Raw genomic sequence first — 23,328 nt, forward strand, 5'->3', positions numbered from 1 at the left:
CGCCATGCCAAAAGATGACTTGCAAGTAATGCGCGAACTGATGGAGGCGCAGCGGGAAGGGTTCGCCTTGCCGCGCCATTTCTATACCTCTCAGGCGGTTTATGACAACGACATCAGTACGTTCTGGAACCGCAACTGGATCTGGGTCGGGCATGTCACCCAGATCGCTGAACCGGGTGACTATTTCCTGTTCGATTACGGCCCCGAGTCCGTGATCATCGTTCGGGATCGCGAGGGTGAGGTGCGCGCGCATCTGAATGTCTGTCGTCACCGGGGATCGCGGGTTTGCATTGAACAGAAAGGCAAGGCGCGCAGTTTCATTTGCCCCTATCACGCGTGGACCTTCGACCTGAACGGCAAGCTGCGAAACGGGCGATCAATGGGCCCGGACTTTGATCCCGGCCAGTACGGGTTGTTCCCGGTTCAGGTGAAGATTTTCCAAGGCCTGATTTTTGTCTGTGTCGCTGAAGACGCCCCGCCTTTGGATGCTGCGCTGGAAAGGCTGGCCCCGCTTTCAAAGCCATTCGATCTAGAGAACCTGAAGGTCGCGCATGAAGCCTCATATCCGGTTCCGGCAAATTGGAAGCTGGCCTTGGAGAACTATCTGGAATGCTACCACTGCGCACCATCCCATCAGGATTATTCCCGCAGTCATTCCCTGAAAGACCCGGCGCAAGTTCTGGAATTCAGCGGGGCACTTCACGAGCGGATGGAAGAAGCCGGAATTCCTGCTGAACAACTGGACCTCACCGGGGAAAATGCAGTCGCGCCGGGTGCAGATGTCTACTGGCGGCGCTACCCGCTGTTCCCCGGCTATTTGACGGGAAGCAAGGATGGCGCGCCTCTGGCGCCACCCTTGGGTGATCTGAAAACGCACGATGGCGGCGCCACCGATCTGGGAATCGGGATGCTCAACTACTTCCTCGTCTACGCAGATCATGTAGTTGGTTATCGGTTCGTCCCACGCGCCCTTCAGGAAACGGACATTCAGATCGTCTGGTACGTGCGCGGCGACGCTGAAGAAGGTCGCGACTATGACAAGGATGCGCTGACATGGCTTTGGCATGTCACGTCGCTCGATGACGAACGGATCATCCGCCACAATCAGGAAGGCGTGAATTCACACCATTTCGTCCCGGGGCCGCTGTCCGAGATGGAATGGAGCATTCCCGGCTTCTATCGCAACTACTTCAGCATGATCTGAGACGCGCAAAATTCGGAGAAGAACGATGACAGAAATTACGCAGCGCAGATCGAGACGGCGCGGGGGCGGGCGTGAAGCACGCGCGGCCGTGCGGACCAGCAATACCGCCTCGCAGGCAATCTGGCCCGGCATCCCCGGTGGTCGGTACAAGCCGCTGTCAGACGCCGATATGGCACGCATCCACGAAGCCGCGCTCGGCATTCTGGAACGCACAGGCGTCGGCGATCCCACGCAGGAAGTCCTTGATCTTGTGCTGCCCAAGGGGGCGAAGGTAAACGAGCATGGCAGGCTGTGCTTTCCGCGCGCATTGATGGAAGACCTGTTGGCCAAGGCGGCCAGTGAATTCTATGTTCATGCACGCGGAACGCGGGCCGGCAAGGACGACATGCATTGCACCAAGGACAAGGTGTATTACGCAAACTCCGGCACCGCTGTGACAACGTTCGACGCCGAAACACGCAGCTACCGGCCATCAACCCTCAAGGACATCTACGACTTCACCCGTCTGGTGGATCGGCTCGACAATATTCACATGACCGGCGACACGGTTCTGGCAACGGATGTTCCGCAGGATTACGAGCATGACATGAGCATGCTCTATGCCATTCTGGCAGGTAGCGAAAAACCGTCCTGCCTGACCTTCCGCACGCGCGAGCATATTCAGGACGCGATCCATCTGTTCGATCTGGCTTCGGGTGGGGAGGGCAAGTTCCTTGAAAAGCCCTCGGTCATCTTTGGTGGCTGCCCAATCGTTTCTCCCCTTCGCTTTGGGCGTGAAAATCTGGAAATCCTGATCGATACCGCGAAAATGGGCCTCGTCTGCGATCTTGCAGTTCCGCCGCAAGCTGGGGCGACATCACCTGCGCCGCTGGCGGGGACCTTGGCGCAGGCGGTGGCCGAGACCCTGTCATGCGTCGCCATTGCCAACCTAATCAACCCGGGCACACCGGTCGTCTTCGCGGCCTGGCCTTTCATCACCGATCTGCGCACCGGGTCGTTCACGGGCGGCAGCGGTGAACAGGCGCTGATTTCGGCCGCAGCCATTCAGATGGGCAATTTTTACAACCTGCCGACCAGCGTCGGATGTGGCATGACGGATTCCAAGATCCCCGACGCGCAATATGGTCTGGAAAAGGCGTTGACCTTCGCCTTGGCGGCCCATGCGGGGGCCAACCGGCTCTGCGAATTTGGCGGGATGGTCGGCAGTCTGATGGGGTGCAGCTTCGAGTCCATGGTCATCGACAATGAGGCCGCCGGAATGATCTCGCGAACGCTCCGTGGTATCGAGGTGAGTGACGAGACGCTTTCCGTCGACGTCATCCATGAATGTGCGATTGACCCCGGCCACTTCCTCGGCAACGCGCAGACCTTGCAATACATGGAGACCGAATATGTCTATCCGACCCTGTTAGACCGGGAACTGACCGACACATGGGAAAAAGCCGGGCGTCAGGACATGTTTGAACGCAGCCGCTCGGTGGTGGATGACATTCTGTCCAATCACTACCCGAACTACTTTGGCAGCAAGGCCGATGCGGAAGTGCGTTCGAGGTTCCCGATCAAACTGCCGCCCGAGGCGATGCGGGCGGGGTGAACTCTGCGGTTAACAGCAAAGGCATCGCAACGTGCAGGATTGCGATGCCGCGCTGTGGTAGTGCCTAAGTCCAAAACGCGCCCTTGTGCGTCAAGTCTTCGATTGCCAGACGGCCTCCAATTTCAAGAAGGCCGACCGTCTGGTTCAACTCGCCTACTGACTTGCCAAATCCAACCACCCTTTTCCGCGCCCTTTTTTGGGTTCTGAATCCACAAGGCAAGGCAATCACGAACCCGCCGGCCCCTCCGGTTGCGTCTCGTGGTTCAAGCGGCGCAAGTCGTTTATCATTGCTTTGGCCAGCGAGGTGCACATGAGCAGCAACACTACGCTGAACGGATCATCTGTCCTTTGACAGTACCGGAAGTTCCTTCGCCGTATCCCACGCCAACGGCAAGGTTTCGACGATCGGGTTTCCGCAAGGCGCGCCGATCATCGAACGGTTCCCGGATGCGGGACCCATTGTTGCAGCCACTTTCTCGGGTCCTGAAAACGTTTTGATAGGTGCCGGTGCCGATGGAACACTGCGCATGGAAAGTGCAGCCCTGTCGCCATTGGGTGACGTGGTGCAGGCGCACAGTCAGAGCATCGTGGATATCGGAGTTGCGCGCGAAACGCCGGTGTTGGCGACATTAGGCCGGGATCAGCAGGTTCGTCTGTGGCGGGTCAACCCGGAACCGGGCGATGGCGATATGCTGGCCTTGCCGGACGGGACGAAAGCGCTGGGGGTAGCGTACAGCCCGAATGGCACGTCGATTGCCGTGGGCGACGACAATGGCAAAGTCTGGATCTGGCATGTCGGGTCGGCGATGAAACCCATGTTGCTAAGGGGGCACGGCAATCAGGTCTGGGCCGCGGCGTTTTCAGCTGATGGCCAAATGCTTGTGACAGGTGACAGAGACGGCGACATTCGTGTCTGGGACACTGCGACCATGCAGTCAAAGCAGCGTTTTAACCTGGGCAAAACGCCGGTCTGGTCGGTAGCGGCTGCGGGACCTTCTGCGTTCTTCGCGGCAACTGGGTCCGGACTGTTTCGCTTGGATGTGTCTGAGAGCATCGCCGTCAACCCGGTTGAACCGGGCGAAATCGCCCTGAACCGCGTCGCGGTTTCGCCCGACGAAACCCGCGTTGCTGCCGCGTCACCGGACGGAAAACTCTACATCTGGACGACGGCCAATAATCAGTTGGAACGGGTTATCGAAGCGGACGATAATACCGTGTGGAGCGTTGCTTTCAGTGCCGACAGCGCGCGGATCGCATCCGCCTCGAGCGACGAGGTGGTCAAGATCTGGGATGTGCAAACCGGTGCTGAAATGGCCTCATATGGTGGCCATAAGGGCGGCGCGACCGATCTTGCCTTTCTGGCGGATGGCGCAACATTGGTTGCCATCGACAGATCCGGTGAGCTTCATTGGTGGGATACGGTTGCCAATTGGCGGCTCATGCCTGTCCAAAGGGTACATAAGGGACCAAGCTGGCGTATCGCTCTGGCGCCCGGCGGCCAGACCTTTGCGACATCGGGTGAAGAGGGAACCGTCCGTATCTGGGACAGGCTGAGCCTGGAGATTGCCTGTGCGCTGGGCGGCCCGACTTTCGACAAGAGGCGCAGGGGACAGTATCTGGTCAGCGCGGAACCGTCGACAAGTTGCGATCGACCGGAGCGTTAGCGCGCGTCTGGCGGCTCACTTTCTTCAAAACGCCCGATGTAGTAGTCTGCGCCAATGGGAAGAAGGAGGCCGCTGCAATGGACTACTACGACCTTGGAAACTACTCCCGGCCGGTTTCGACCACGTCAAACGAGGCGCAACTTTGGTTCGACCGGGGCCTGGCCTGGACGTATGCCTACAATCACGAAGAAGCAATCGCGTGTTTTCGTAAAGCCGTGGGCGCTGATCCCGGTTGCGCCATGGCCCATTGGGGCATCGCCTATTGCATCGGCCCCAACTACAACAAACCCTGGGAGGCTTTCGAGGAAGAGGAAAAGCCTGACTGCATCGATGTGGCCGGTGCCTCGGTCAAGACCGCCTTGGCGTTGCTGGATGATGTTACTCCGGCCGAACGAGCCCTGATCGAAGCGTTGTCGGCGCGCTATCCCGAGACGGCAGAGATTGCGGACTTTGCGCCTTGGAATGACGCCTTTGCCAATGCCATGCGCGAGGTCCATGCAAAACACCCAAACGATCCGGATATCTGCGCGATTTTTGCCGAGGCGATCATGAACCGCACACCCTGGCAGCTTTGGGATTTGCCGACAGGACAACCGGCCGAGGGTGCAGACACCGAAGAGGCCATCGCCGTTCTCGACAAGGTATTCGAAACGCTTCCGGGTGCCTGGGCACATGCCGGGCTGTTGCACATGTATATTCACCTTATGGAGATGTCCCCGCACCCCGAGCGGGCATTGCGCCATGGCGATGCGCTGAGCACTTTGGTGCCTGATGCGGGCCATCTGTTGCATATGCCGACCCACGTGGACGTGCTTTGCGGGGATTACATGAATGTGGTGCTGCGCAACGAAGCGGCAATTGTGGCGGACCGGAAGTTTCTGAAACGCGAGGGAGCGGACAATTTCTATTCGGTCTACCGGTGTCACAACTACCATTTTAAAATCTACGGCGCGATGTTTCTGGGTCAGCCCACTGCCGCGCTGGAAGCGGCCGATGAACTGATCGCGACCCTGCCGTCAGAAACGCTGCGCCCAATGGCAGACTGGTTCGAGGGTTTCATCCCGATGAAACAGCACGTGTTGATCCGGTTCGGGCGATGGCAGGATATTCTGGATCAGTCCTTGCCCGACGATGAAGAGCTGTACAGCGTTACGCGCGCTATGATGCGCTACGCGCGAACAGTGGCGTTGGCCAATACTCAGCGTCTGGAGGAGGCGGAAACGGAACGAGACCTGTTCTATCAGGCGCTGGATCGGGTGCCGGACAGCCGGATGCTGTTCAATAACACCTGCCGCGATATCCTGAAGGTGGCCGAACAGATGATGCTGGGCGAGCTGGCCTATCATCAGGGGCAGTTTGAAAAGGCCTTTGAACACCTGCGCAAATCGGTCGAAATCGACGATAACCTGCCATATGACGAGCCGTGGGGCTGGATGCAGCCGACCCGCCATGCGCTGGGCGCGCTGTTACTTGAACAGGGGCAGGTCGAAGAAGCCGAGGCGGTTTATCGTGCCGATCTGGGGCTTGATGCAACGCTCAGCCGAGCCTGTCAGCATCCGGGCAATGTCTGGAGCCTGCATGGTTTGCATGAATGTCTGAGGCGGCGTGGCGAAACGGTGGAGGCAGCGCACATCAAGCTCCAGCTCGACAAGGCGGTCGCGCGTGCGGACGTTCCGATCCGCGCGTCCTGCTATTGTCGTCAGAAAAACCTGGCCGCAGCGTAAGAACCTCGGTGTCGAAGGCGCGGGGCAAACCGGCCCCACACCGTTGACGGACTTAGCCTTGTTCAATGACCTTGCGCGCCACCCGGAAACACTCCAGCGCCTGCGGTACGCCGCAATAGATGCCGATCACGTGAATGATTGCCCTAATCTCTTCGGTGGTGACACCGTTGTTGATGGCACCCCGGCAGTGGATTTCCCATTCATGCATCTTGCCGAGCGCGCCGATCATTGACAGGTTCATCATCGAACGCGTCTTTGCGTCGATGACGTCATCACCCCAACCGAACCCCCAGCACCACGCGGTCATGGCTTCCTGAAAAGGGCGGGTGAAATCGTCGGCGGCTGCCAGATTTTTCTCGACATATTCAGCGCCCAGCGTTGCTTTTCGCTGTTCCAGTCCTATCAGAAAAAGGTCTTCGTCAAAGATGTTCGCCATTCGGAACCTCCGGTTGGTTTGGGTGAATTCAGGGCTACAGGCGATGCCTGTACAGGTGATCATAATGCGGCTTCATCCGGCGATGAACCTGCCGGACCCTTTCGGGTGCATCTTCGATCGAGATGTGCTTGCGTGGCTGTGGCGCAAGGCCGGTGGAGTTGGCCAGATTGGCGTGAAACGATCCGCCATCCCACCAGCTATGGGCAGACGGATCGCAGCCAGCCTCCCAGGTCAGAGCGTCTTCAATGAATGGTATTCCTATGGAATCGCAAAACTTTTGCGTCATGCTGTGCGGATCTTCCAGCAAGTCGTCGCTGTCGATCACGGGCGGCGGGGTGCCGTTCAGCGCTGTCAGCAGATCAAAAAGGGCGCGTTGCTCGGGGAAGCCGACTTCGCCTTCGGCAAAGTCCGGCCATTGCCGGTACATGGAAGTGATCGTCTTGGCAGGATCGCGGATTAGGAAAGCGTGAGTGAAATGAGACAGCAGCTCAGCATCCCACATGTGATTGATATAATGCGGAAAATCCTTGAGGAACACCGGCCCCTTGCGCGCGCGCGCCTGGACGTCTTCCCAAACACTTTCAAGGGTCAGGCCCGGCGTGGTCTTTTCGCCCGGCCGAAAGCGATGCCAAAGCGGTTCTTCGCCCTGATACCACGCTTCACCAAAGGGTTCGTGCAGGCAATCGAGATCGCCACGCTGGCGCATCATCCACTCGAAGGCCGTCGAGGTTGACCGGGGTACAGCCCAGAGCGCGAAGATTTGGTGCATTTGTACGACCTTTCAACTGCCATTCTTGTCTTTGTACAAGGCAAAATCCTGGCTACAGACGCCGCAGAAGCTGCCCGTGAGGTGTCTGGGGTGCGATGCCAAGCGATTTGAAGATGCGCCAGTACAGCGCGATGTCGTGGCCGATCACGGGCTTGCTGATTGCGGCCTCGAGATCATCGGCCAGATGCAAGGGACGTTGCGGAAGACCGCCTGGACCGGTTCGGAAATTGCACATGCCGTTGATCAGGATCGCGTCGGCCTTCGGGGCTTTGTCGGCAACATATTCGAAACTGTGGCGGGCCAGATCGCCGTCGAACACCCAGCGATGGCTGTTGACCTCTTCCTGGCTGGAAAACCAACCCTGATCGTGAAAATTGCCGGCCCAGACCACGTCAAACCCGGCCTCGCGCAGGAAGCCGACGGTGCCCTGCCACCATTCGGGCCAGTGATAGGCCGCGTTAAGGGCGACCTTCTCGATGTTCATGTCCCGAAGCGCTTCGACCATGGCATAGCCTGCCATGTGAAACTCCGTGCCGTGTTTGTCGGACAAATCAGCACAGTGCTGCCGCACCCCGTCGACGCCCAGCCCGCAGGCATGGACCCAGTTCGACCCGACCTGACCGCAGACATCCACGCCATTGCGTGACATGCAATGCACGAAATCTTCGAGCATGTCGAAGCTCTTTTTCCGCTGATCCAGCCCGTGGACGTAATCCGGGACATGCAGCATCCAGCCATGAACGCCGACGGTTTCGGGGCACATGCGCAGGAAGTCCGATGGCCCGGCATCGAAATCGAACGGCGGAGAGGTAAAGCCGACCTGATAAGGAAAAAGCTTGTGTTCAGGCCGCCATTCTCCGGGCATCAGCATAATCGGCCTGTCCTTTCGAAGACTGATAAAATTCGACGCATTCCCTGGGACAAAGGCATCGGCGTCATTCGACGGCCTCGCGCATCCATTGTTGCAATTTGGCGATCGAATGTTCCGACATCACGCCGCAACCCGGGTCCAGCACCAGCGGGCCGGGACGATAGCCGCGCGACTTGAGCCCGCGGTGCACGGATTCGACAAGGCGGATGTCTTCCTCGACCGTGGTTTCCCGGTCCTGTACGGCCAGTTGTCGGATCACTGCGCTTTCCGAACCGCCCTCGGTATACCAGCCCCGCCAGACGGTGCAGTGATCGGCATCGTTGGCGCGCCAGTGATAGGTGTTCAGCACGTTGCCCGGGTAGCACTGGAACGAGAACATCGGCCACAGAAACCATGACTGGTAATCGCCCGCATGCGGTACTGACAGGTCAATAGGGTAGGTCATCTTTTCCAGGCTCTGACATTCGGTCGTGTGACGCAGCACATAGCCGCCGCTTGCGTCGGGTTGAATGTCATAGGTCTCGGGCTTGACCACGCCTTCGGCAAAGGTCGGGTGATTGGTCGGGCAGTGGTAGCATTCCGAGTAATTCTCGATACTGACCTTCCAGTTGCAGTTTTCCGGAATTTCCACCCATTCCAGCGGTTCCAGATTGTCGATGTTCGGAACAAAGGCGCGGATTTCTTCGCGCACACCGGGATACCATTCATCCATCGGTGCGGCGTCATCGTCGAGATTGACGAAGATAAAGCCGTTGAAGACCTCGGTGCGGACAGGGGTCAGGCAGATGGCGCTGCGGTCAAAGCCAGGGACGGATTTGATGTTGGGACCGGCGCGCAGTTGGCCGGACAACTCGTAGGTCCAGGCGTGATAGGGGCAGACGACGACGCGCGTGTTGCCCGCGCCGGTGACCATCTCGTGCGCACGATGCTGGCAGACGTTGTAGAAGGTGCGGATTTCGCCATCGCGGCCGCGGATGCAGAACAGGCTTTGCCCGGCGATCTCAAAGGCGAAGTAATCCCCGGTCTCGCGGACCTGCGCGATGTGGCCCGCGAACTGCCACGTACGGGCCAGCAGACCCTGCAACTCCTGCCCGAATATGGCGGGATCGGTATAGTATCGGGCGTCAAGGGAATGGGTCAGGGGGGCGTTCATTCGGGCTCCTCCGCGTAGAGGCCAAGTTGGTGTCTGCGTTGGTGAAACCGTTCCACCCGCTCGACGATCTCATCGCTGGACACCGCGATCACGAAAGACAGCAGTGTTTCCAGCAAAGCGATGGTCGAAACGGAGGACGGGAAGAACTGTGGTGTGTCGGCGGCGACGACAAAACCGTGATGTGCGTTCAGGATCACCGGGCTGGCCGGGCTGTCCGAAATGCCGACGACGGTCAGGCCTTGCTGGCGGGCCAGCTTGATCGCTTCGATCACCTCGGTCCGGTAGGGGCGGCAGGTGATCGCGATCAAAACGTCCTGTTCATCGGCCCAGGCCAGATCATCCACCGGGGTCGAGCCGGGTCGCGGGATGGCGTGGAACTGTTTCATTCCGGTCGAGGCCAGATAGGTGAAATTGCGCGCGTTCGAGTTGTTGACGCCGACCCCCAGCGTGAAGATCTGGCGGCTGCTCCAGATGTCTTCTGCGGCAGCTTTCAGCTTTGTGGCGTCGATACCGGCAAAGGTTTCTTCGATGTTGCGAATCGCGGCGCCGACCATATCGGCGTAAAGCCCGCCCAGTTCGCCCGACTTGCCAATGTCCTGCAACCAGCGGGCACGGTCGGGAAACGACACGCTGCCCTTGCGAATCGCTTCGCGGAAGGGCGCGCGGAAATCCTCGTACCCATCGAAGCCGACCTGACGCGCCATGCGGACAAAGGTGTTGGGCTTCACTTTTGCCGCTTCGGCGATCTCGCGCACGGTCGAGACCCCAACGTCGCTTGGGTTTTCCAGCACATAACGCGCGGCTTTCTGCGCCTCGGGGGTGAGGGCGTCCCATTCCTGACTCAGGCGGTTCAGAACGATTGATGATACATTTGTGTCATTCATGATTGACGATGGTACATTTGTGGAATTAGCCTGTCGAGCAGAAACGCGACTCGGGAAGAGGAAAAATCATGTCCGGGAACGAATTGCCGTCACAGGCCCGTGTGGTCATCGTCGGAGGCGGTGTTATGGGGGTCGGTCTGGCCTATCATCTGGCGCATGAAGGGTGGGGCGGTGATATCGTCCTGCTGGAGAAGGCTGAACTGACCAGCGGCAGCACCTGGCATGCGGCGGGCCAGATCACGCATTCGACCTCGAGCTTTGGGCTGGGCAAATGCGTGGACTACAACATCGGCCTGTATTCCGGCCAGCTGGAGGCTGAGACCGGCCAACCCGTCACATGGCATGGCTGCGGCTCGTTCCGGCTGGCCTATACCGAGGACGAGATGGACTGGTTGCGCCACACGTTGTCGGTGGGCCGGTCGCTGGGGTTCAACATCGAGCTGGTCGGCCCCGAGAAGGTCGCCGAGCTGCATCCGTTCTATAATCTCGAGGGCGTTCTGGGTGCGCTCTATACGCCAGATGACGGGCATGTGGATCCGACCAATGTAACAATGGCGATGGCGACCGGCGCGCGTCAGAAAGGCGTGCGAATCTTCCGCAATTGCCGCGCCACCAACATCACGCAGGCCGAAAATGGCGAGTGGGTGGTCGAAACCGAGTTGGGCACCATCACCTGCGAGCATGTGGTGAACGCGGGCGGCACCTATGCCCGGCAGATGGGTGAATGGTCCGGTTTGCAACTGCCGATGACTTCGATGACCCACCATTACTTCGTGACCGAGCCGGTGCCGGAGTTCCAGAACCTGGATAAGGAGCTGCCGGTGATCCGCGATGACCGCAAAGTCTCAGGCTATATCCGGATGGAGCAGCAGCGCGGGCTGATCGGGATTTATGAGAAGGAAAACCCGAACTCGGTCTGGCACGATCATTGCCCGTGGGAATACGAGAACTGGCTGTTCGACGCGGATTACGACCGGGTGATGCCGTGGCTTGAGGAAAGCCTGAACCGGATGCCGATTTTTGCCGATCTGGGTATTCAGCGCGATGTGCATGGGGCGATCTCGCATCCGCCGGATGGCAATCCGCTGATTGGGCCCGCGCCCGGTGTGCGGAACTACTGGTGCTGCTGCGGGACGCAGATCGGCATTGGCTGGGGCCCCGGCCTGACCCGTGAACTGGCGCGCTGGATGGTTCACGGGGCAGCGGATATCTCGATGCGCGAATTCGATCCGCGACGGTTTGGCAGCTATGCCAACAAGGATTGGCAGGTGATCAAGGCGGAAGAGGATTACTGCCTGCGCCACGAAATCCCCTTTCCGCATTTCAACCGTCTGGCGGGGCGCCCGATCAAGCCGTCCACTCTGTATGAGTTACTGAAATCCAAAGGCGCGGTGCACGAGGAGGTCTATGGTTTCGAACGCCCCCGCTGGTTCGCGCGGGACGGCGTGGAGCAGCGCGATCACTATTCCTTCCGCCGTACATCTGCCGATGACATGGTCGCGGCTGAAGTCAAAGCGGTGCGCGAACGCGTGGGTATCATGGATGTCACCGCCTTCACCAAGGTCGAGGTCTCGGGGCCGGATGCTTATGCCCTGCTGGACCGGCTGACCGCCAACCGGATGCCGCAGAAGGTCGGCTCGATCACGCTGACCCATATGCTGAACCGGCGTGGCCGGATCGAATTGGAGACGACCATTGTCCGCATGGCCGAGGATCGGTTCTATCTGGTCTGTGCGGCATTCTTCGAACAGCGCCTGCTGGATCATCTGGCGCAACAGCGCGCAGGTGAGGATGTTCAGATCACCGCATTGTCCGCAGACTGGTCGGCCCTGTCGCTGAACGGTCCCCGCTCGCGAGACGTGTTGGCGCGGTGCACCGACGCCGATCTGACCAATGCCGGGTTCCGCTGGCTTTCAGCGCAGGAGATCGCCATCGCGGGCCACAAGGTCTGGGCCTTCCGCATGTCCTATGCCGGAGAGCTGGGTTGGGAACTGCACATGCCCAACGCGGCCTGCCGGGATGTCTACAACGCGTTGTGGGTGGCAGGCGAGGCCCATGGCATCACCGATTATGGCAGCTTTGCCATGAACGTGATGCGGATGGAGAAGGCCTTCAAGGGCGCGGGTGAACTGACCAACGAGGTCACGTTGGCCGAGGCAGACGTGCTGCGCTTTGCCCAGACGGACAAGGACTACCTGGGTAAGGACAAGACCCTGAACACTGACCTGCCCTGGGTGTGTGCATATCTCGAAATCGAGCCGGATGGTGTTGCGGATGGCCATGGTGGAGAAGCCGTGATGCTGGACGGGCGTGTCGTGGGGTCGACCGCTTCGGTGGTCTATGGTCACACGGTCGGCAAGATCCTGGCCTTTGCCTATGTCAAACCCGACGCGGCCGCGCCCGGAACCGCAGTAGAGGTCGTGATCCACGGCAAGCCCCGCGCGGGCCGTATTCTTGGTCAGCCGGCCTATGACCCCGAAAGCCTGCTGCCCCGCACAGACGCAATAATGGAGACCGCGTGATGAGCCTGCCCGATACGATGAAAGCCATGGTCACGATGGGTCACGGCGGGCTGGAGCAGATGGTGCTGCACACGGACTGGCCGCGTCCCAATCCCGCCGCCGGAGAAGTTCTGATCAAAGTCGCCGCCTGCGGTCTGAACAACACTGACGTGAACACGCGATCCGGCTGGTATTCCAAGACCGTGACTGATGCGACAACCGGCGGCGCGTTCGAAGAGGTTGGCGAAGAGGACCCCACATGGGGTGGCAATCCCATCACTTTCCCCCGCATTCAGGGCGCGGATATCTGCGGACACATCGTGGCCGTGGGCGAAGGTGTCGACCCCAGGTTGATCGGCGATCGTGTCATTACCGATGGATGGCTGCGCGATCCGGCGGACCCGGGTAATATGGACAAGACCGGGTATTTCGGATCCGAGCGGGATGGCGGCTTTGCGGAATATGCTACGACACTGGCCGTGAATGCGGCGCCGATCACTTCGGATCTTTCGGATGCAGAACTGGCAACGTTTTCATGCTCTTACTCGACAGCCGAAGGGATGCTGACCCGAGCCAACGTGACCGAAAAAGACACGGTGCTGGTGCCCGGCGCGTCCGGCGGTGTTGGGGGCGCTCTGGTTCAGTTGGCCAAGCGCCGCGGTGCGCGCGTGATCGCGCTGGCGTCCGAGGCGAAGCATGCCGATGTGGCGGAACTTGGCCCTGACGTGATCCTGCCCCGCGGACCGGAAAACCTGCGGGCGGCGCTGGGCGACGAGAAGATCACCGTGGTTGCCGATGTGGTAGGTGGCCCCTACTGGCCGACCCTGATCGACATTCTGGAACGAAGTGGTCGGTATACCTGTTCCGGCGCTATTGCGGGCCCGATGGTCGAGTTTGACCTGCGGACTTTCTATCTGCGCGACCTGACCTTTACCGGCTCGACCGTGATCGACCCGCAGGTAATGCGGAACCTCGTGAAGTATATCGAAGCCGGTGAGATTAAGCCCGCGCTCGCCGCGACCTTTCCGCTGGAGGATTTGCGCGAGGCGCAGGCAGCCTTCATCGCCAAACAACACACCGGCAATATTGTGGTGATCCCATGACACTTGATGACGTACTGGAAGCGGCCCGGCTGGTGCATCAGGCACATCCTGATCTTGCCGCTTTCGGGGCCTGGCCCGATGATCTGGCCCCTACAGGTCTGCAGCCTGGCCCCATACCGGCGACCGATCTGGTGCGTGACTTTGCCGAGGACGGCGGGGAGCCGACCCGCGATCTGGTCGCGGCGATCAAGGCGACGGCGCATCTGGCGCAGTGGAAGCTGACCTATACCGAAGAGGAGGTCGGCGCGGATTTTCTGAACCGGTTTGGTTATTACGAACTGTTTGGTCCGACAGGGCATTTCCACTCGACTCAGCTGCGGGGCTACGTCGCGTACTGGGGCGCCGGTCTGAACTATGATTGGCACAGCCATCAGGCTGAGGAGCTGTATCTGACTCTGGCGGGCGGGGCGGTGTTCCGGGTCGACGGAAACGAGGCCTTCGTCGGCCCTAACGAAACGCGGCATCACGAAAGCTGGCAAAGCCACGCCATGACCACGACAGAACAGCCGATCCTGACCTTTGTCCTGTGGCGCGGCGACGGGATGGGCGATCTGCCCAGAATGGAAGCTGCATGAAGATCAACCGTATCCGCGTCTTCCAGACCGGGCTGCCCTATGTAGGCGGTGCGTATGTCTGGGGCGCGGGCAACGCGATCGAAACGGCCACCGCCTCGGTTGTTGTGATCGACACCGACGCCGGATTGCAGGGCTGTGGCGAGTTCACACCCTGCGGCGAGAACTACATGGTGGCGCATTCCGAAGGTGTTCCTGCACTCGCACGTCTGGTGGCACCAAAGCTGTTGGGGGAAGACCCGCGTCAGGTCGGGCGGATCGAACGGCTTCTGGATCATCTGGTGCAGGGGCACGGCTATGCCAAGGCCCCGTTCGATGCCGCATGCTGGGATATTCTGGGGCAGGCCTGTGATCAACCGGTGTGGATGCTGCTGGGCGGAAAGCTGACCGACGGTGCGCCGATGTACCGGGTGGCCCCACAAAAGGCGGTGGACGAGACCGTGGCCGAGATGGATCGCTACCGGGATCAGGGCTATCGCCAGTTTCAGGTCAAAGTCGGCGGCGATTGGGTCACCGATATTGATCGTATCCGCACCACAGTGCCGCTGTTGGAGCCGGGTGAAAAGGCGATGGCCGATGCCAATCAGGGCTGGGGCGTGGACAATGCGATCCGGGTGGCGCGTGCCACGCGTGATCTGGATTTCATTCTGGAACAGCCCTGCCGCACCTATGAAGAATGCCAGCAGGTGCGCCGTGTCGCCGAACAGCCGATGAAGCTGGACGAATGTCTGACCGGCATCCACATGGCGCAGCGGATCGTGGCGGATCGCGGGGCCGAGATCTGCTGTCTGAAGATCTCGAACCTCGGGGGGCTCAGTAAGGCGCGGCGGGTGCGGGATTATCTGGTCGATAACCGAATTCCGGTGGTCAGTGAGGATACCTGGGGTGGTGAGATCACATCCTCGGTCGTGGCACATTTCGCGGCCTCGACCCCTGCAGAGTATCTGCAGAACACCACCGATCTGATGAACTACAACACGCGGTCGACCGGAATCGGCGGTCCGGTGTCGCGTGATGGCAAGCTTTACGCCTCTGATGCGCCAGGGCTGGGCGTAACCCCTGATTTCGAAAGCCTCGGCGCGCCGATAGAGGAGTTCCGCCTATGAGACCACAAGCAACGGCAACTCAAATGATTGACGACGCCCGTGTTCGGGTGACGCGATTTGACTTTGCGCCCGGTGGGGAAACCGGGTGGCATCGGCACGAGATGGACTATGTCATCACCGCCATCTCCGATTGCCATATGCGGCTGGAATTGCCCGATGGCTCGGTCAATGACGTGACGGTCCCGGCCGGATCCGCGTATCGGCGCGATGAAGGGGTCGAGCATAACGTTATCAATAACGGGGACAGCCCCATGTCCTTTGTCGAAGTGGAACTGAAATGAAGATCACCCGGATATCGGTCTATCACGTCGATCTGCCGTTGGAGCATCCCTATTGGTTGTCCGGCGGGCGGCTCAAGTTCGAGGTGCTGGATGCAACGCTGGTCAAAGTCGAAACGGATGAGGGCCTGACCGGCTGGGGCGAGGGCACGCCCTGGAGTCACACGTACGTGCCCGCACACGGGCCAGGTATTCGCGCCGGGATCGAGACGATGGCGCCGTTCGTCCTGGGCCTGGATCCGCGCAAAGTGTTGGATGTGGAACGTGCCATGGATCTTGCCTTACCCGGACATCTCTATGCAAAAAGCCCGATCGACATGGCCTGCTGGGACATCGCCGGTCAGGCGGCGGGCCTGCCCATTGCCGACCTTATGGGCGGCGGGTCACGGACACCGCGTCCGATTGCTTCGTCCGTGGGTGCAAAGACCGTGGAAGAAACCCGCGCGGTGATCGAGCGCTATCGCAGCCGTGGCTACATCGCCCATTCGGTGAAAATTGGTGGAGATGTCGAACGCGACATTGCCCGTGTCCGCGATGTCGAAAGCATCCGGCGACCGGGTGAGATCATCCTTTATGACGTCAACCGGGGCTGGACCCGGCAACAGGCGCTGCGGGTGATGAGTGCCTGCGAGGACCTGAACGTCACGTTCGAACAACCCGGTGAGACGCTGGACGACATTGCGGCGATTTCGGGCAGACATGCCTCGCCCGTTTCGGTGGATGAAAGCCTGGTCACCCTGCAGGATGCGACGCGCCTCGCACGGGATGGGCTTGCCGAGGTTTTCGGGATCAAACTGAACCGCGTCGGCGGCCTGACCAAGGCGGCGCGGATCCGTGATATCGCGCTGGCCCATGGTATTGACATGTTCGTGATGGCCACGGGCGGGTCGGTTCTAGCGGACACCGAAGCGCTGCATCTGGCCGCGACCATCCCGGATGACAACTGCCACGCGGTCTGGGCCTGTCAGGATATGATCACCCTCGATATCGCTGGCGGGCGCGGTCCGCGCAACATTGATGGCCACCTGCATCTGCCCGAAACGCCCGGCCTTGGTGTTTCGCCGGACGAGGATGCGCTGGGCGATCCGGTCGGAGCCTACCAATGAGGATCACCAAGATAACGCTCTGGTCCGTCGACCTGACAAGTCACGAAACCTATCACATGGCCGAGGGCAAGACCTGCGCGACAGTCAAAAGTCATATCCTGTGTCTGGACACGGATACCGGCTTGAAAGGCTGGGGCGAGGTCTGCCCGATCCCGCATTACCTTCCTGCCTATGCCGATGGGGTTCCCTCATCTGTGGCCGAGATGGGGTCGGAAATTCTTGGCATGTCTCCCTTCGGGGTCGATGCGCCCATGCGCAAGCTGGATGGGTTTCTGCAGGGGCATCTCTATGCCAAATCCATCGTGGATCTCGCGCTGTGGGACCTGTTTGGCAAGGCCTCGGGTCAGCCGGTCTATGCGCTGCTGGGCGGGCGGACACAGACGGATATGCCGCTGTACCACTCGATTACCTGCATCGCGCCAGATGACATGGCTCGGATCGCTAAGACCGCCTATCAGACAGGTATCCGCCAGTTTCAGGTCAAGCTGGGCGTCGAAGGCGACTGGCAGGCTGACGCCGAGCGGCTGATCAAGGTACGCGAGGCCGTGGGCCCGGGACCGCTGGTTTATGGCGACTGGAATTGCGGGGCATCGCGGCTGCAGGCGACGCGCACGGGCCGGGCGGTGGCGCATCTGGATGTGATGCTGGAACAGCCCTGCAAAACGCTAGAGGACTGCGCAGCAGTGCGTCAGGCGACCGGCCTGCCGATGAAGATCGACGAAAACGCTCATGATCTGGCGTCGCTGTTGAAGGCGCATGCGCTGGGCTGCATGGATGCTGTCGCTTTGAAAATCTCGAAATTCGGTGGGCTGTCGGCCATGCGCCGGGCGCGGGATCTGACCGTGCATCTGGGGGCCGAGATTTGCGCCGAATGCACCTGGGGGTCGGATATCGTGACGGCCGCGGCGCTGCATTTCGCAGCGTCGACACCGGCTGCGTCGCTGATGAATACCTGCGACCTGTCTTCCTATGTCTCCCCGCGCGTCTGCCCGGACGCACCAAACCGTGAAAATGGCCGGATTGCCCCGCCTGAGGGTCCGGGGTTAGGTGTTACCCCGGACCCGGAGGTTCTTGGCTCCCCAATATTGGAGATCGTTTGAGATGCTGAAAATCAATACTCAATCCGAATGGATCGCCCGCGCGAACGAGGTTCTGCCCGCCGGCGGGTTTGGCAATTTCGATCCGGGTATCATCATCGCCCGCGGCGAAGGCAGCCGCGTCTGGGATGAGGACGGCAAGGAGTATATCGATTACCTGATCGGCTCAGGGCCGATGCTGCTGGGCCATGGCCACCCCGAGGTGATGGAGGCGGTGCTGGAGCAATTGCCCAAGGGTATGACCTTTTTTGCCAACAATGCAAAGGGTGTCGAGCTGGCCGAAGCGATTGTCGATGCGGTGCCGTGTTGCGAGCAGATCCGCTTTGTCGCCTCGGGCGGTGAGGCGGATATGTATGCGATCCGGCTGGCCCGCGCCTATACCGGTCGCGACAAGATCCTGAAATTCGAAGGCGGTTATCACGGGATGAGCGCTGAGGCGCAGATGAGCCTGGCCCCCAGCCGCGAGGTCAACTTCCCGCAGGCCGTGCCCGACAGCGCAGGTATCCCGCAGGGCGTGGCCGACCAGATGCTGATCGCGCCTTTCAACGATCTCGAGGCGGTGTCGAACCTGTTGAATGAACATGACGACATTGCGGCCATCATGGTCGAGCCGCTGCAGCGGATCATCCCGCCCGAGCCAGGTTATCTGCAGGGGTTGCGCGATCTGTGCGACAAGCACAGTGTTCTGCTGATCTTCGATGAGATCGTGACCGGGTTTCGTCTGGCCTATGGCGGTGCGCAGGAGAAATACGGCGTGACGCCCGATATCTGCACGCTGGGCAAGATCACCGGTGGCGGTTTTCCCCTGGCGGCTCTTGGTGCCAGCGCCGAGATCATGAAGCATTTCGACAAGGTGAAGGTGGGCGAAGAGGGCTGGCTCATGCAGTTGGGCACGCTGTCCGGCAATCCGATCGCGTCCGTGGCCGGTTTGAAAACCATGGAGGTTCTGCGCCGCGACGGTGTCTATGACAAGCTGCGCGCAACCGGAAAGGCGCTGCAGACCATGCAGTCCGAAGCGTTGAGCGCCGCCGGTATCCCACACCGGATTTGCGGCGATGAGACACTGTTCGACATCTATTTCACCGCCAACACTTGCCGGGACTACCGCAGCGCGAAACATGACGACCCCCAGCGCAACGTCGTCTACAACGCCGCCTTGCGCGAGGCGGGTATCTTCAAGGCACCGGGTAAGCTGTACCCGTCGCTGGCCGTGACCGAAGCCGATCTGGAGCATACGCGCGCGGCGGTGGCAAAGGCGGTTGCGGCCATCGCCTAGGGGTTTTGACGCCCTGCGATCAGGTTTGCCCGGGCTTGCGCAATGGCCGATGGTCTGCGCAAGTCGCACCTGAGCAGTGTTCCGGGACACAGATCATCGTGAACGAACCCAACAAGCCCTGGCTCCGGGAATTTCGCAGATCATATTCTGCACAGGCCGGGCTGGGCCGAAGCCATGAAACAGGGGCTGAGACACCATGACATGTTGTTTGTCGGCGTGCATTGCCCGGTGCCTGAGCTGATCCGCAGAGAGGCCGCCCGCGGTGACCGTCCGCCCGGCAGTGTGGAACGGGACCAGCGGACAATTCACCGAGGCCGCCAATACGATCTGGAGGTTGATGCGATGGACGGGGTGGATGCCAACGTGGACGCGATCCTTGCGGCGTGGCGCAGTGGCACGCGCAAATCAGAGTTTGCGATCTTGCGTTGGGCGGCCCTGATCCTTAGCCGCGCGGCTGCGCCGCCGGGTAGACGCCCAGAATTTCAACGTTGGTCGTGAAGTGTTCCAGCTCGTCCATGGCCAATTGCACGTTGCGGTCCTCGGGGTGTCCAACGATGTCGGCGTAGAACTGGGTCGCGGTGAACGAGCCGTCGATCATGTAGCTTTCCAGCTTGGTCATGTTGATGCCGTTTGTCGCAAAACCGCCCATCGCCTTGTAAAGGGCGGCCGGGATGTTGCGCACCTGAAACACGAAGCTGGTGATCATGCCGTGATCCCCGCGTGGCGTCAGGTCGGACTGCCGGGACATGACCAGAAACCGGGTGGTGTTGTTGTCGCGGTCCTCGATATGGCGGGCCAGCACGTTCAGGCCGTAGATTTCTGCCGCAAGCTCGCTGGCAAGGGCCGCCGAATGCAGCTCGGCCTGTTCTGAAACCTCGCGCGCGGCGCGGGCGTTGTCGGGGCTGACACGGCCGCGAATGCCATGTTCCTTCAGAAATCCCGCGCATTGCGGCAGCAGCACCAGATGGGAATGCGCCTCGGTGATGTCTTCAAGCTTTGCGCCCGGAACGCCCAAAAGGTTGATGTGGACGCGCACGAAGGCCTCATCGATGATGTGCAGCCCGCTGTGCGGCAGCAGCCGGTGAATGTCGGCCACCCGGCCATAGGTCGTGTTCTCGACCGGCAACATCGCCAGATCCGCGTCACCGGCGCGAACCGATTCGATCACATCTTCGAAAGTGCGGCAGGGCAGGGCCTCCATATCGGGGCGCGCGTTGCGGCAAGCTTCGTGGCTGTAGGCGCCGGGCTCACCCTGAAATGCGATGCGATTGGTCATTTGGTCGATTCCGTGCAACAAGTTCTTGATTTGGGCGTTTAGTCGCGGTGTCTATACCTTGCCTCTTGCAAGGGGAAGCCTTAGACACCCCGCAGACAGCTGAAATGGACTCGCGATCAATGTTCGACACGATGACAGTTACCAAGGCCGCCGCAGGCCTGTTCGGCACCTTCCTGGTGCTTCTTCTGGCCAAATGGGGGGCAGATGTTCTCTATAGTGTAGATGCCCATGGCGCCGAAGCCGCCTATGTCATCGAAACCGAAAGCTCGGGCGAAAGCGCCGACGGCGAAGAAGTGGTATTCGAGGACATGCTGGCAGCCGCCGATCCTGAAAAGGGTGCGAAGGTATTCCGCAAGTGCACCGCCTGCCACAAGCTGGAAGACGGCGCCAACGGCACTGGCCCATATCTGTACGCGATTGTGGATCGTCCGGTTGCGTCCGCCAAGGGCTTTACCGGCTATTCCGCATCCATGCAGGCCCATGGCGGCAACTGGACGCCAGAGGCGCTGGATGCCTTCCTGACAAGACCCAGCAGCTACATTTCAGGCACCTCGATGAGCTTTGCCGGCCTGAAGAAGCCGCAGGAACGTGCCGACCTGATTGCCTATCTGCAGACCATCGGCAACTGATCGGCCCATCGGATGAACCGATTTCAAAGCCGCTGCCCCGTGCAGCGGCTTTATTTTTTGTCTAAGGACAACTTCACAATCCGTTCACGCGTTCTAAACTTGCAACTTACAGTTCTGGCCTTTTAGCTGTCGGTCACAACAATGAAGACGGAAACGACCAAGAGGATGAGCACCATGAAATCCCTTCTGTCCAGTAATCGCAAATTGCACGTCCGGTCCTGGGCTGCTGTTCTGGGGGTTTCTGCCGCTCTGGTCGTGGGCGCCGCGAATCTGGCCGGGGCCGTTGAGGAGGGCGTGACGCGCAGCCACGGGTATTCCTATTTTGGCAATCTCGACTACCCGCCCGATTATCCGCATCTGAACTATGTCAATCCCGAAGCCCCCAAGGGGGGCGAGCTGTCGCTGGCAGGGTCCGGCACCTTCGACTCGCTAAATCCTTATTCGCGCAAGGGCCGCGCCGGGGCGCTGACATCGATCCAGTATGATGCGCTGATCGACAGCGCGTCAGACAGTGTGGGGCAGTATTACGGTCTGCTTGCACACAGCATGGAGTATGATGAAGGGCGCAATTACGTGATTTTCCACATGCGACCGGAGGCGACGTTTTGGGATGGAACACCGGTGACGGCCGAGGATGTGGTCTACAGCCATCGCCTGTTCATCGAGCAGGGGTTGCCATCTTATGCGCAGGCCGTCGGTCGCATGGTGACAGGGGCCGAAGCGCTGGACGATCATACGGTGAAATTTTCCTTCAGCCCGGAAGTGACGCGCCGCGGGCTGATCGAAACGGTCGGGTCGACGCCGGTATTCTCGAAAGCCTGGTTCGAGGCTGACGAATCCCGCCGTCTGGACGAGCCCCGGCTTGAGGTTGCCGTGGGGTCCGGGCCTTACAAGCTGGACAGTTTCGACATCAACCGGCGCATCGTCTACAAACGCCGGGACGATTACTGGGGCAAGGATCTGCCGATCAACGTTGGCCGCAACAACTACGACACCATTCGTATCGAGTATTTCGCCGATCAGACTGCCGCTTTCGAGGGGTTCAAGGCCGGTGAATACACCATGCGGATCGAAAGTGACCCCAAGCTTTGGGCCTCGAGCTATGATTTTCCGAAGCTGACCCAAGGCACGGTTGTCCGCGATGAGATTGCGGATGGCAGCCCGCCGACGCCTTCCGGGTTTGTGTTTAATCTGGGCAAACCGCAATTCGAAGACAAAAAGGTGCGGCAGGCGCTGGCGCTGGCCTTCAACTTTGAATGGGCCAATGAATCGCTGATGTTCGGCTTGAACGCACCGCGCAATTCCTTTGTTCAGGACACCCATATTGAGGCCAAGGGGCCGCCGGAGGGGGCTGAACTGGCCTTTCTGGAAAGCCTTGGCGATATCGTGCCGGATGAGGTCCTGCGCGAACCGGCCCTGGTGATGCACGAATCCAGTTCGGCGCGCCTGAACGATCGGCGAAACATGCGGGCGGCTTCGAAGCTGCTGGATGAGGCTGGCTGGCCGGTTGGAGATGGCAATCTGCGCCGGAACGAACAGGGTCAGACTCTGAAGGTGAACATTCCCTATTCTTCCAGCATTCCGACCTCGACCGCGACGATGATCGAGACTTTTGTTCAGAACCTGCAGGCCACTGGTGTGGATGCAACGGCGGAAAAGGTGGATCCGTCGCAATACACGCTGCGCCGGCGCGAGCGGGACTATGACATGATCCATTCCACCCAGTACGGGGCATTCCTGTCCACGGGTGGCGGGCTCAGCCAGATGTACGGCTCGAAAGAGGCTGCGTTCAGCCTTTTCAATCCGGCCGGTCTGGCCAGCCCATTGGTGGATGCGGTGATCGAAGCCTCGTTCGATACCACGAATCAGGCAGAACAGGACGCCGCGTTGATGGCGCTTGACCGCGTGTTGCGTTATGAGTTCTTCGTGATCCCGGATGGATACGTTGCGGACTATTGGACGGCTTACTACGACATGTATGAATACCCGGAAAACCTGCCTCCATTCAGCCTTGGTTATCTGGATTTGTGGTGGATCAATCCGGAAAAAGAGGCGGCTCTGAAAGCGAAAGGCGCGCTGCGATAA

21 protein-coding genes are annotated in these 23,328 nt (G+C 60.1%); 15 read left to right on the forward strand and 6 right to left on the reverse strand.

All coding sequences use genetic code 11. From position 1 onward, the window contains the following. Positions 1–4: 4 nt before the first annotated feature. The 4 genes from ACR0CG_RS18955 to ACR0CG_RS18970 all read left to right on the forward strand — a co-directional run bounded on the left by ACR0CG_RS18955 (position 5) and on the right by ACR0CG_RS18970 (position 6,186). Positions 5–1,204, forward strand: coding sequence for an aromatic ring-hydroxylating oxygenase subunit alpha (locus tag ACR0CG_RS18955; protein ID WP_480526836.1), 1,200 nt, complete (start codon positions 5–7; stop codon positions 1,202–1,204). Between the two features lie 25 nt (positions 1,205–1,229). After that, positions 1,230–2,798, forward strand: a complete 1,569-nt coding sequence (locus tag ACR0CG_RS18960) for a trimethylamine methyltransferase family protein (RefSeq protein ID WP_480526837.1) — start codon at positions 1,230–1,232, stop codon at positions 2,796–2,798. A 527-nt stretch (positions 2,799–3,325) separates the two neighbouring features. Beyond that, positions 3,326–4,462, forward strand: a complete 1,137-nt coding sequence (locus tag ACR0CG_RS18965; RefSeq protein WP_480526839.1) for a WD40 repeat domain-containing protein — start codon at positions 3,326–3,328, stop codon at positions 4,460–4,462. A 77-nt stretch (positions 4,463–4,539) separates the two neighbouring features. Then, the gene (locus tag ACR0CG_RS18970; RefSeq protein WP_480526841.1) at positions 4,540–6,186 is read left to right on the forward strand and encodes a hypothetical protein; all 1,647 of its coding nucleotides are present in this window, start codon (positions 4,540–4,542) and stop codon (positions 6,184–6,186) included. Between the two features lie 52 nt (positions 6,187–6,238). On the opposite strand, the gene ACR0CG_RS18975 is transcribed toward ACR0CG_RS18970, so the two are convergent. From ACR0CG_RS18975 to ACR0CG_RS18995, 5 genes are all read right to left on the reverse strand, one after another. Then, the gene (locus ACR0CG_RS18975) at positions 6,239–6,622 is read right to left on the reverse strand and encodes a carboxymuconolactone decarboxylase family protein (RefSeq protein ID WP_170613638.1); all 384 of its coding nucleotides are present in this window, start codon (positions 6,620–6,622) and stop codon (positions 6,239–6,241) included. A 34-nt stretch (positions 6,623–6,656) separates the two neighbouring features. Continuing rightward, on the reverse strand, positions 6,657–7,391 hold the full coding sequence (locus tag ACR0CG_RS18980; RefSeq protein ID WP_480526843.1) for a sulfotransferase-like domain-containing protein: 735 nt from the start codon (positions 7,389–7,391) through the stop codon (positions 6,657–6,659). A 52-nt stretch (positions 7,392–7,443) separates the two neighbouring features. Then, the gene (locus ACR0CG_RS18985; protein ID WP_480526845.1) at positions 7,444–8,262 is read right to left on the reverse strand and encodes a hypothetical protein; all 819 of its coding nucleotides are present in this window, start codon (positions 8,260–8,262) and stop codon (positions 7,444–7,446) included. A gap of 64 nt (positions 8,263–8,326) precedes the next feature. Further along, positions 8,327–9,415, reverse strand: coding sequence for an aromatic ring-hydroxylating oxygenase subunit alpha (locus ACR0CG_RS18990; RefSeq protein ID WP_480526847.1), 1,089 nt, complete (start codon positions 9,413–9,415; stop codon positions 8,327–8,329). Then, on the reverse strand, positions 9,412–10,299 hold the full coding sequence (locus ACR0CG_RS18995; protein WP_480526848.1) for a MurR/RpiR family transcriptional regulator: 888 nt from the start codon (positions 10,297–10,299) through the stop codon (positions 9,412–9,414). Before ACR0CG_RS18995 ends, ACR0CG_RS18990 begins: the two co-directional genes overlap by 4 nt. 68 nt (positions 10,300–10,367) lie before the next feature. Here ACR0CG_RS18995 and ACR0CG_RS19000 point away from each other — a divergent pair, with 68 nt between their 5' ends. The 9 genes from ACR0CG_RS19000 to ACR0CG_RS19040 all read left to right on the forward strand — a co-directional run bounded on the left by ACR0CG_RS19000 (position 10,368) and on the right by ACR0CG_RS19040 (position 19,836). Further along, the gene (locus ACR0CG_RS19000) at positions 10,368–12,821 is read left to right on the forward strand and encodes an FAD-dependent oxidoreductase (RefSeq protein WP_480526850.1); all 2,454 of its coding nucleotides are present in this window, start codon (positions 10,368–10,370) and stop codon (positions 12,819–12,821) included. Beyond that, on the forward strand, positions 12,821–13,903 hold the full coding sequence (locus ACR0CG_RS19005) for an alcohol dehydrogenase family protein (protein WP_480526851.1): 1,083 nt from the start codon (positions 12,821–12,823) through the stop codon (positions 13,901–13,903). The genes ACR0CG_RS19000 and ACR0CG_RS19005 overlap by 1 nt, the downstream gene beginning before the upstream one ends. After that, on the forward strand, positions 13,900–14,478 hold the full coding sequence (locus ACR0CG_RS19010; RefSeq protein ID WP_480526852.1) for a dimethylsulfonioproprionate lyase family protein: 579 nt from the start codon (positions 13,900–13,902) through the stop codon (positions 14,476–14,478). Before ACR0CG_RS19005 ends, ACR0CG_RS19010 begins: the two co-directional genes overlap by 4 nt. After that, entirely contained in the window at positions 14,475–15,581 is a 1,107-nt protein-coding gene (locus ACR0CG_RS19015) for a mandelate racemase/muconate lactonizing enzyme family protein (RefSeq protein WP_480526854.1), read from the forward strand. Before ACR0CG_RS19010 ends, ACR0CG_RS19015 begins: the two co-directional genes overlap by 4 nt. Then, entirely contained in the window at positions 15,578–15,862 is a 285-nt protein-coding gene (locus tag ACR0CG_RS19020) for a cupin domain-containing protein (RefSeq protein ID WP_170806027.1), read from the forward strand. The genes ACR0CG_RS19015 and ACR0CG_RS19020 overlap by 4 nt, the downstream gene beginning before the upstream one ends. Continuing rightward, positions 15,859–16,965, forward strand: coding sequence for a mandelate racemase/muconate lactonizing enzyme family protein (locus ACR0CG_RS19025; protein WP_480526857.1), 1,107 nt, complete (start codon positions 15,859–15,861; stop codon positions 16,963–16,965). Before ACR0CG_RS19020 ends, ACR0CG_RS19025 begins: the two co-directional genes overlap by 4 nt. Beyond that, complete coding sequence (locus tag ACR0CG_RS19030; protein ID WP_480526859.1) at positions 16,962–18,065, forward strand: mandelate racemase/muconate lactonizing enzyme family protein; 1,104 nt, start codon at positions 16,962–16,964, stop codon at positions 18,063–18,065. Before ACR0CG_RS19025 ends, ACR0CG_RS19030 begins: the two co-directional genes overlap by 4 nt. Before the next feature lies 1 nt (position 18,066). Further along, entirely contained in the window at positions 18,067–19,338 is a 1,272-nt protein-coding gene (locus tag ACR0CG_RS19035; RefSeq protein ID WP_480526861.1) for an aspartate aminotransferase family protein, read from the forward strand. A gap of 147 nt (positions 19,339–19,485) precedes the next feature. Beyond that, a complete protein-coding gene (locus ACR0CG_RS19040; RefSeq protein ID WP_480526887.1) occupies positions 19,486–19,836 on the forward strand; it encodes a phosphotransferase-like protein in 351 nt (116 codons plus the stop codon). Here ACR0CG_RS19040 and ACR0CG_RS19045 read toward each other — a convergent pair. Then, entirely contained in the window at positions 19,781–20,614 is an 834-nt protein-coding gene (locus tag ACR0CG_RS19045) for a prephenate dehydratase (protein WP_170613612.1), read from the reverse strand. The genes ACR0CG_RS19040 and ACR0CG_RS19045 overlap by 56 nt on opposite strands. 119 nt (positions 20,615–20,733) lie before the next feature. On the opposite strand from ACR0CG_RS19045, the gene ACR0CG_RS19050 reads away from it, so the two are divergent. Both ACR0CG_RS19050 and ACR0CG_RS19055 read left to right on the forward strand, forming a co-directional pair. Then, on the forward strand, positions 20,734–21,243 hold the full coding sequence (locus ACR0CG_RS19050) for a c-type cytochrome (protein WP_170613798.1): 510 nt from the start codon (positions 20,734–20,736) through the stop codon (positions 21,241–21,243). Positions 21,244–21,417: 174 nt separating this feature from the next. Then, a complete protein-coding gene (locus ACR0CG_RS19055) occupies positions 21,418–23,328 on the forward strand; it encodes an extracellular solute-binding protein (protein ID WP_480526863.1) in 1,911 nt (636 codons plus the stop codon).

It is taken from the genome of Ruegeria sp. AB8 (genome assembly GCF_056542605.1).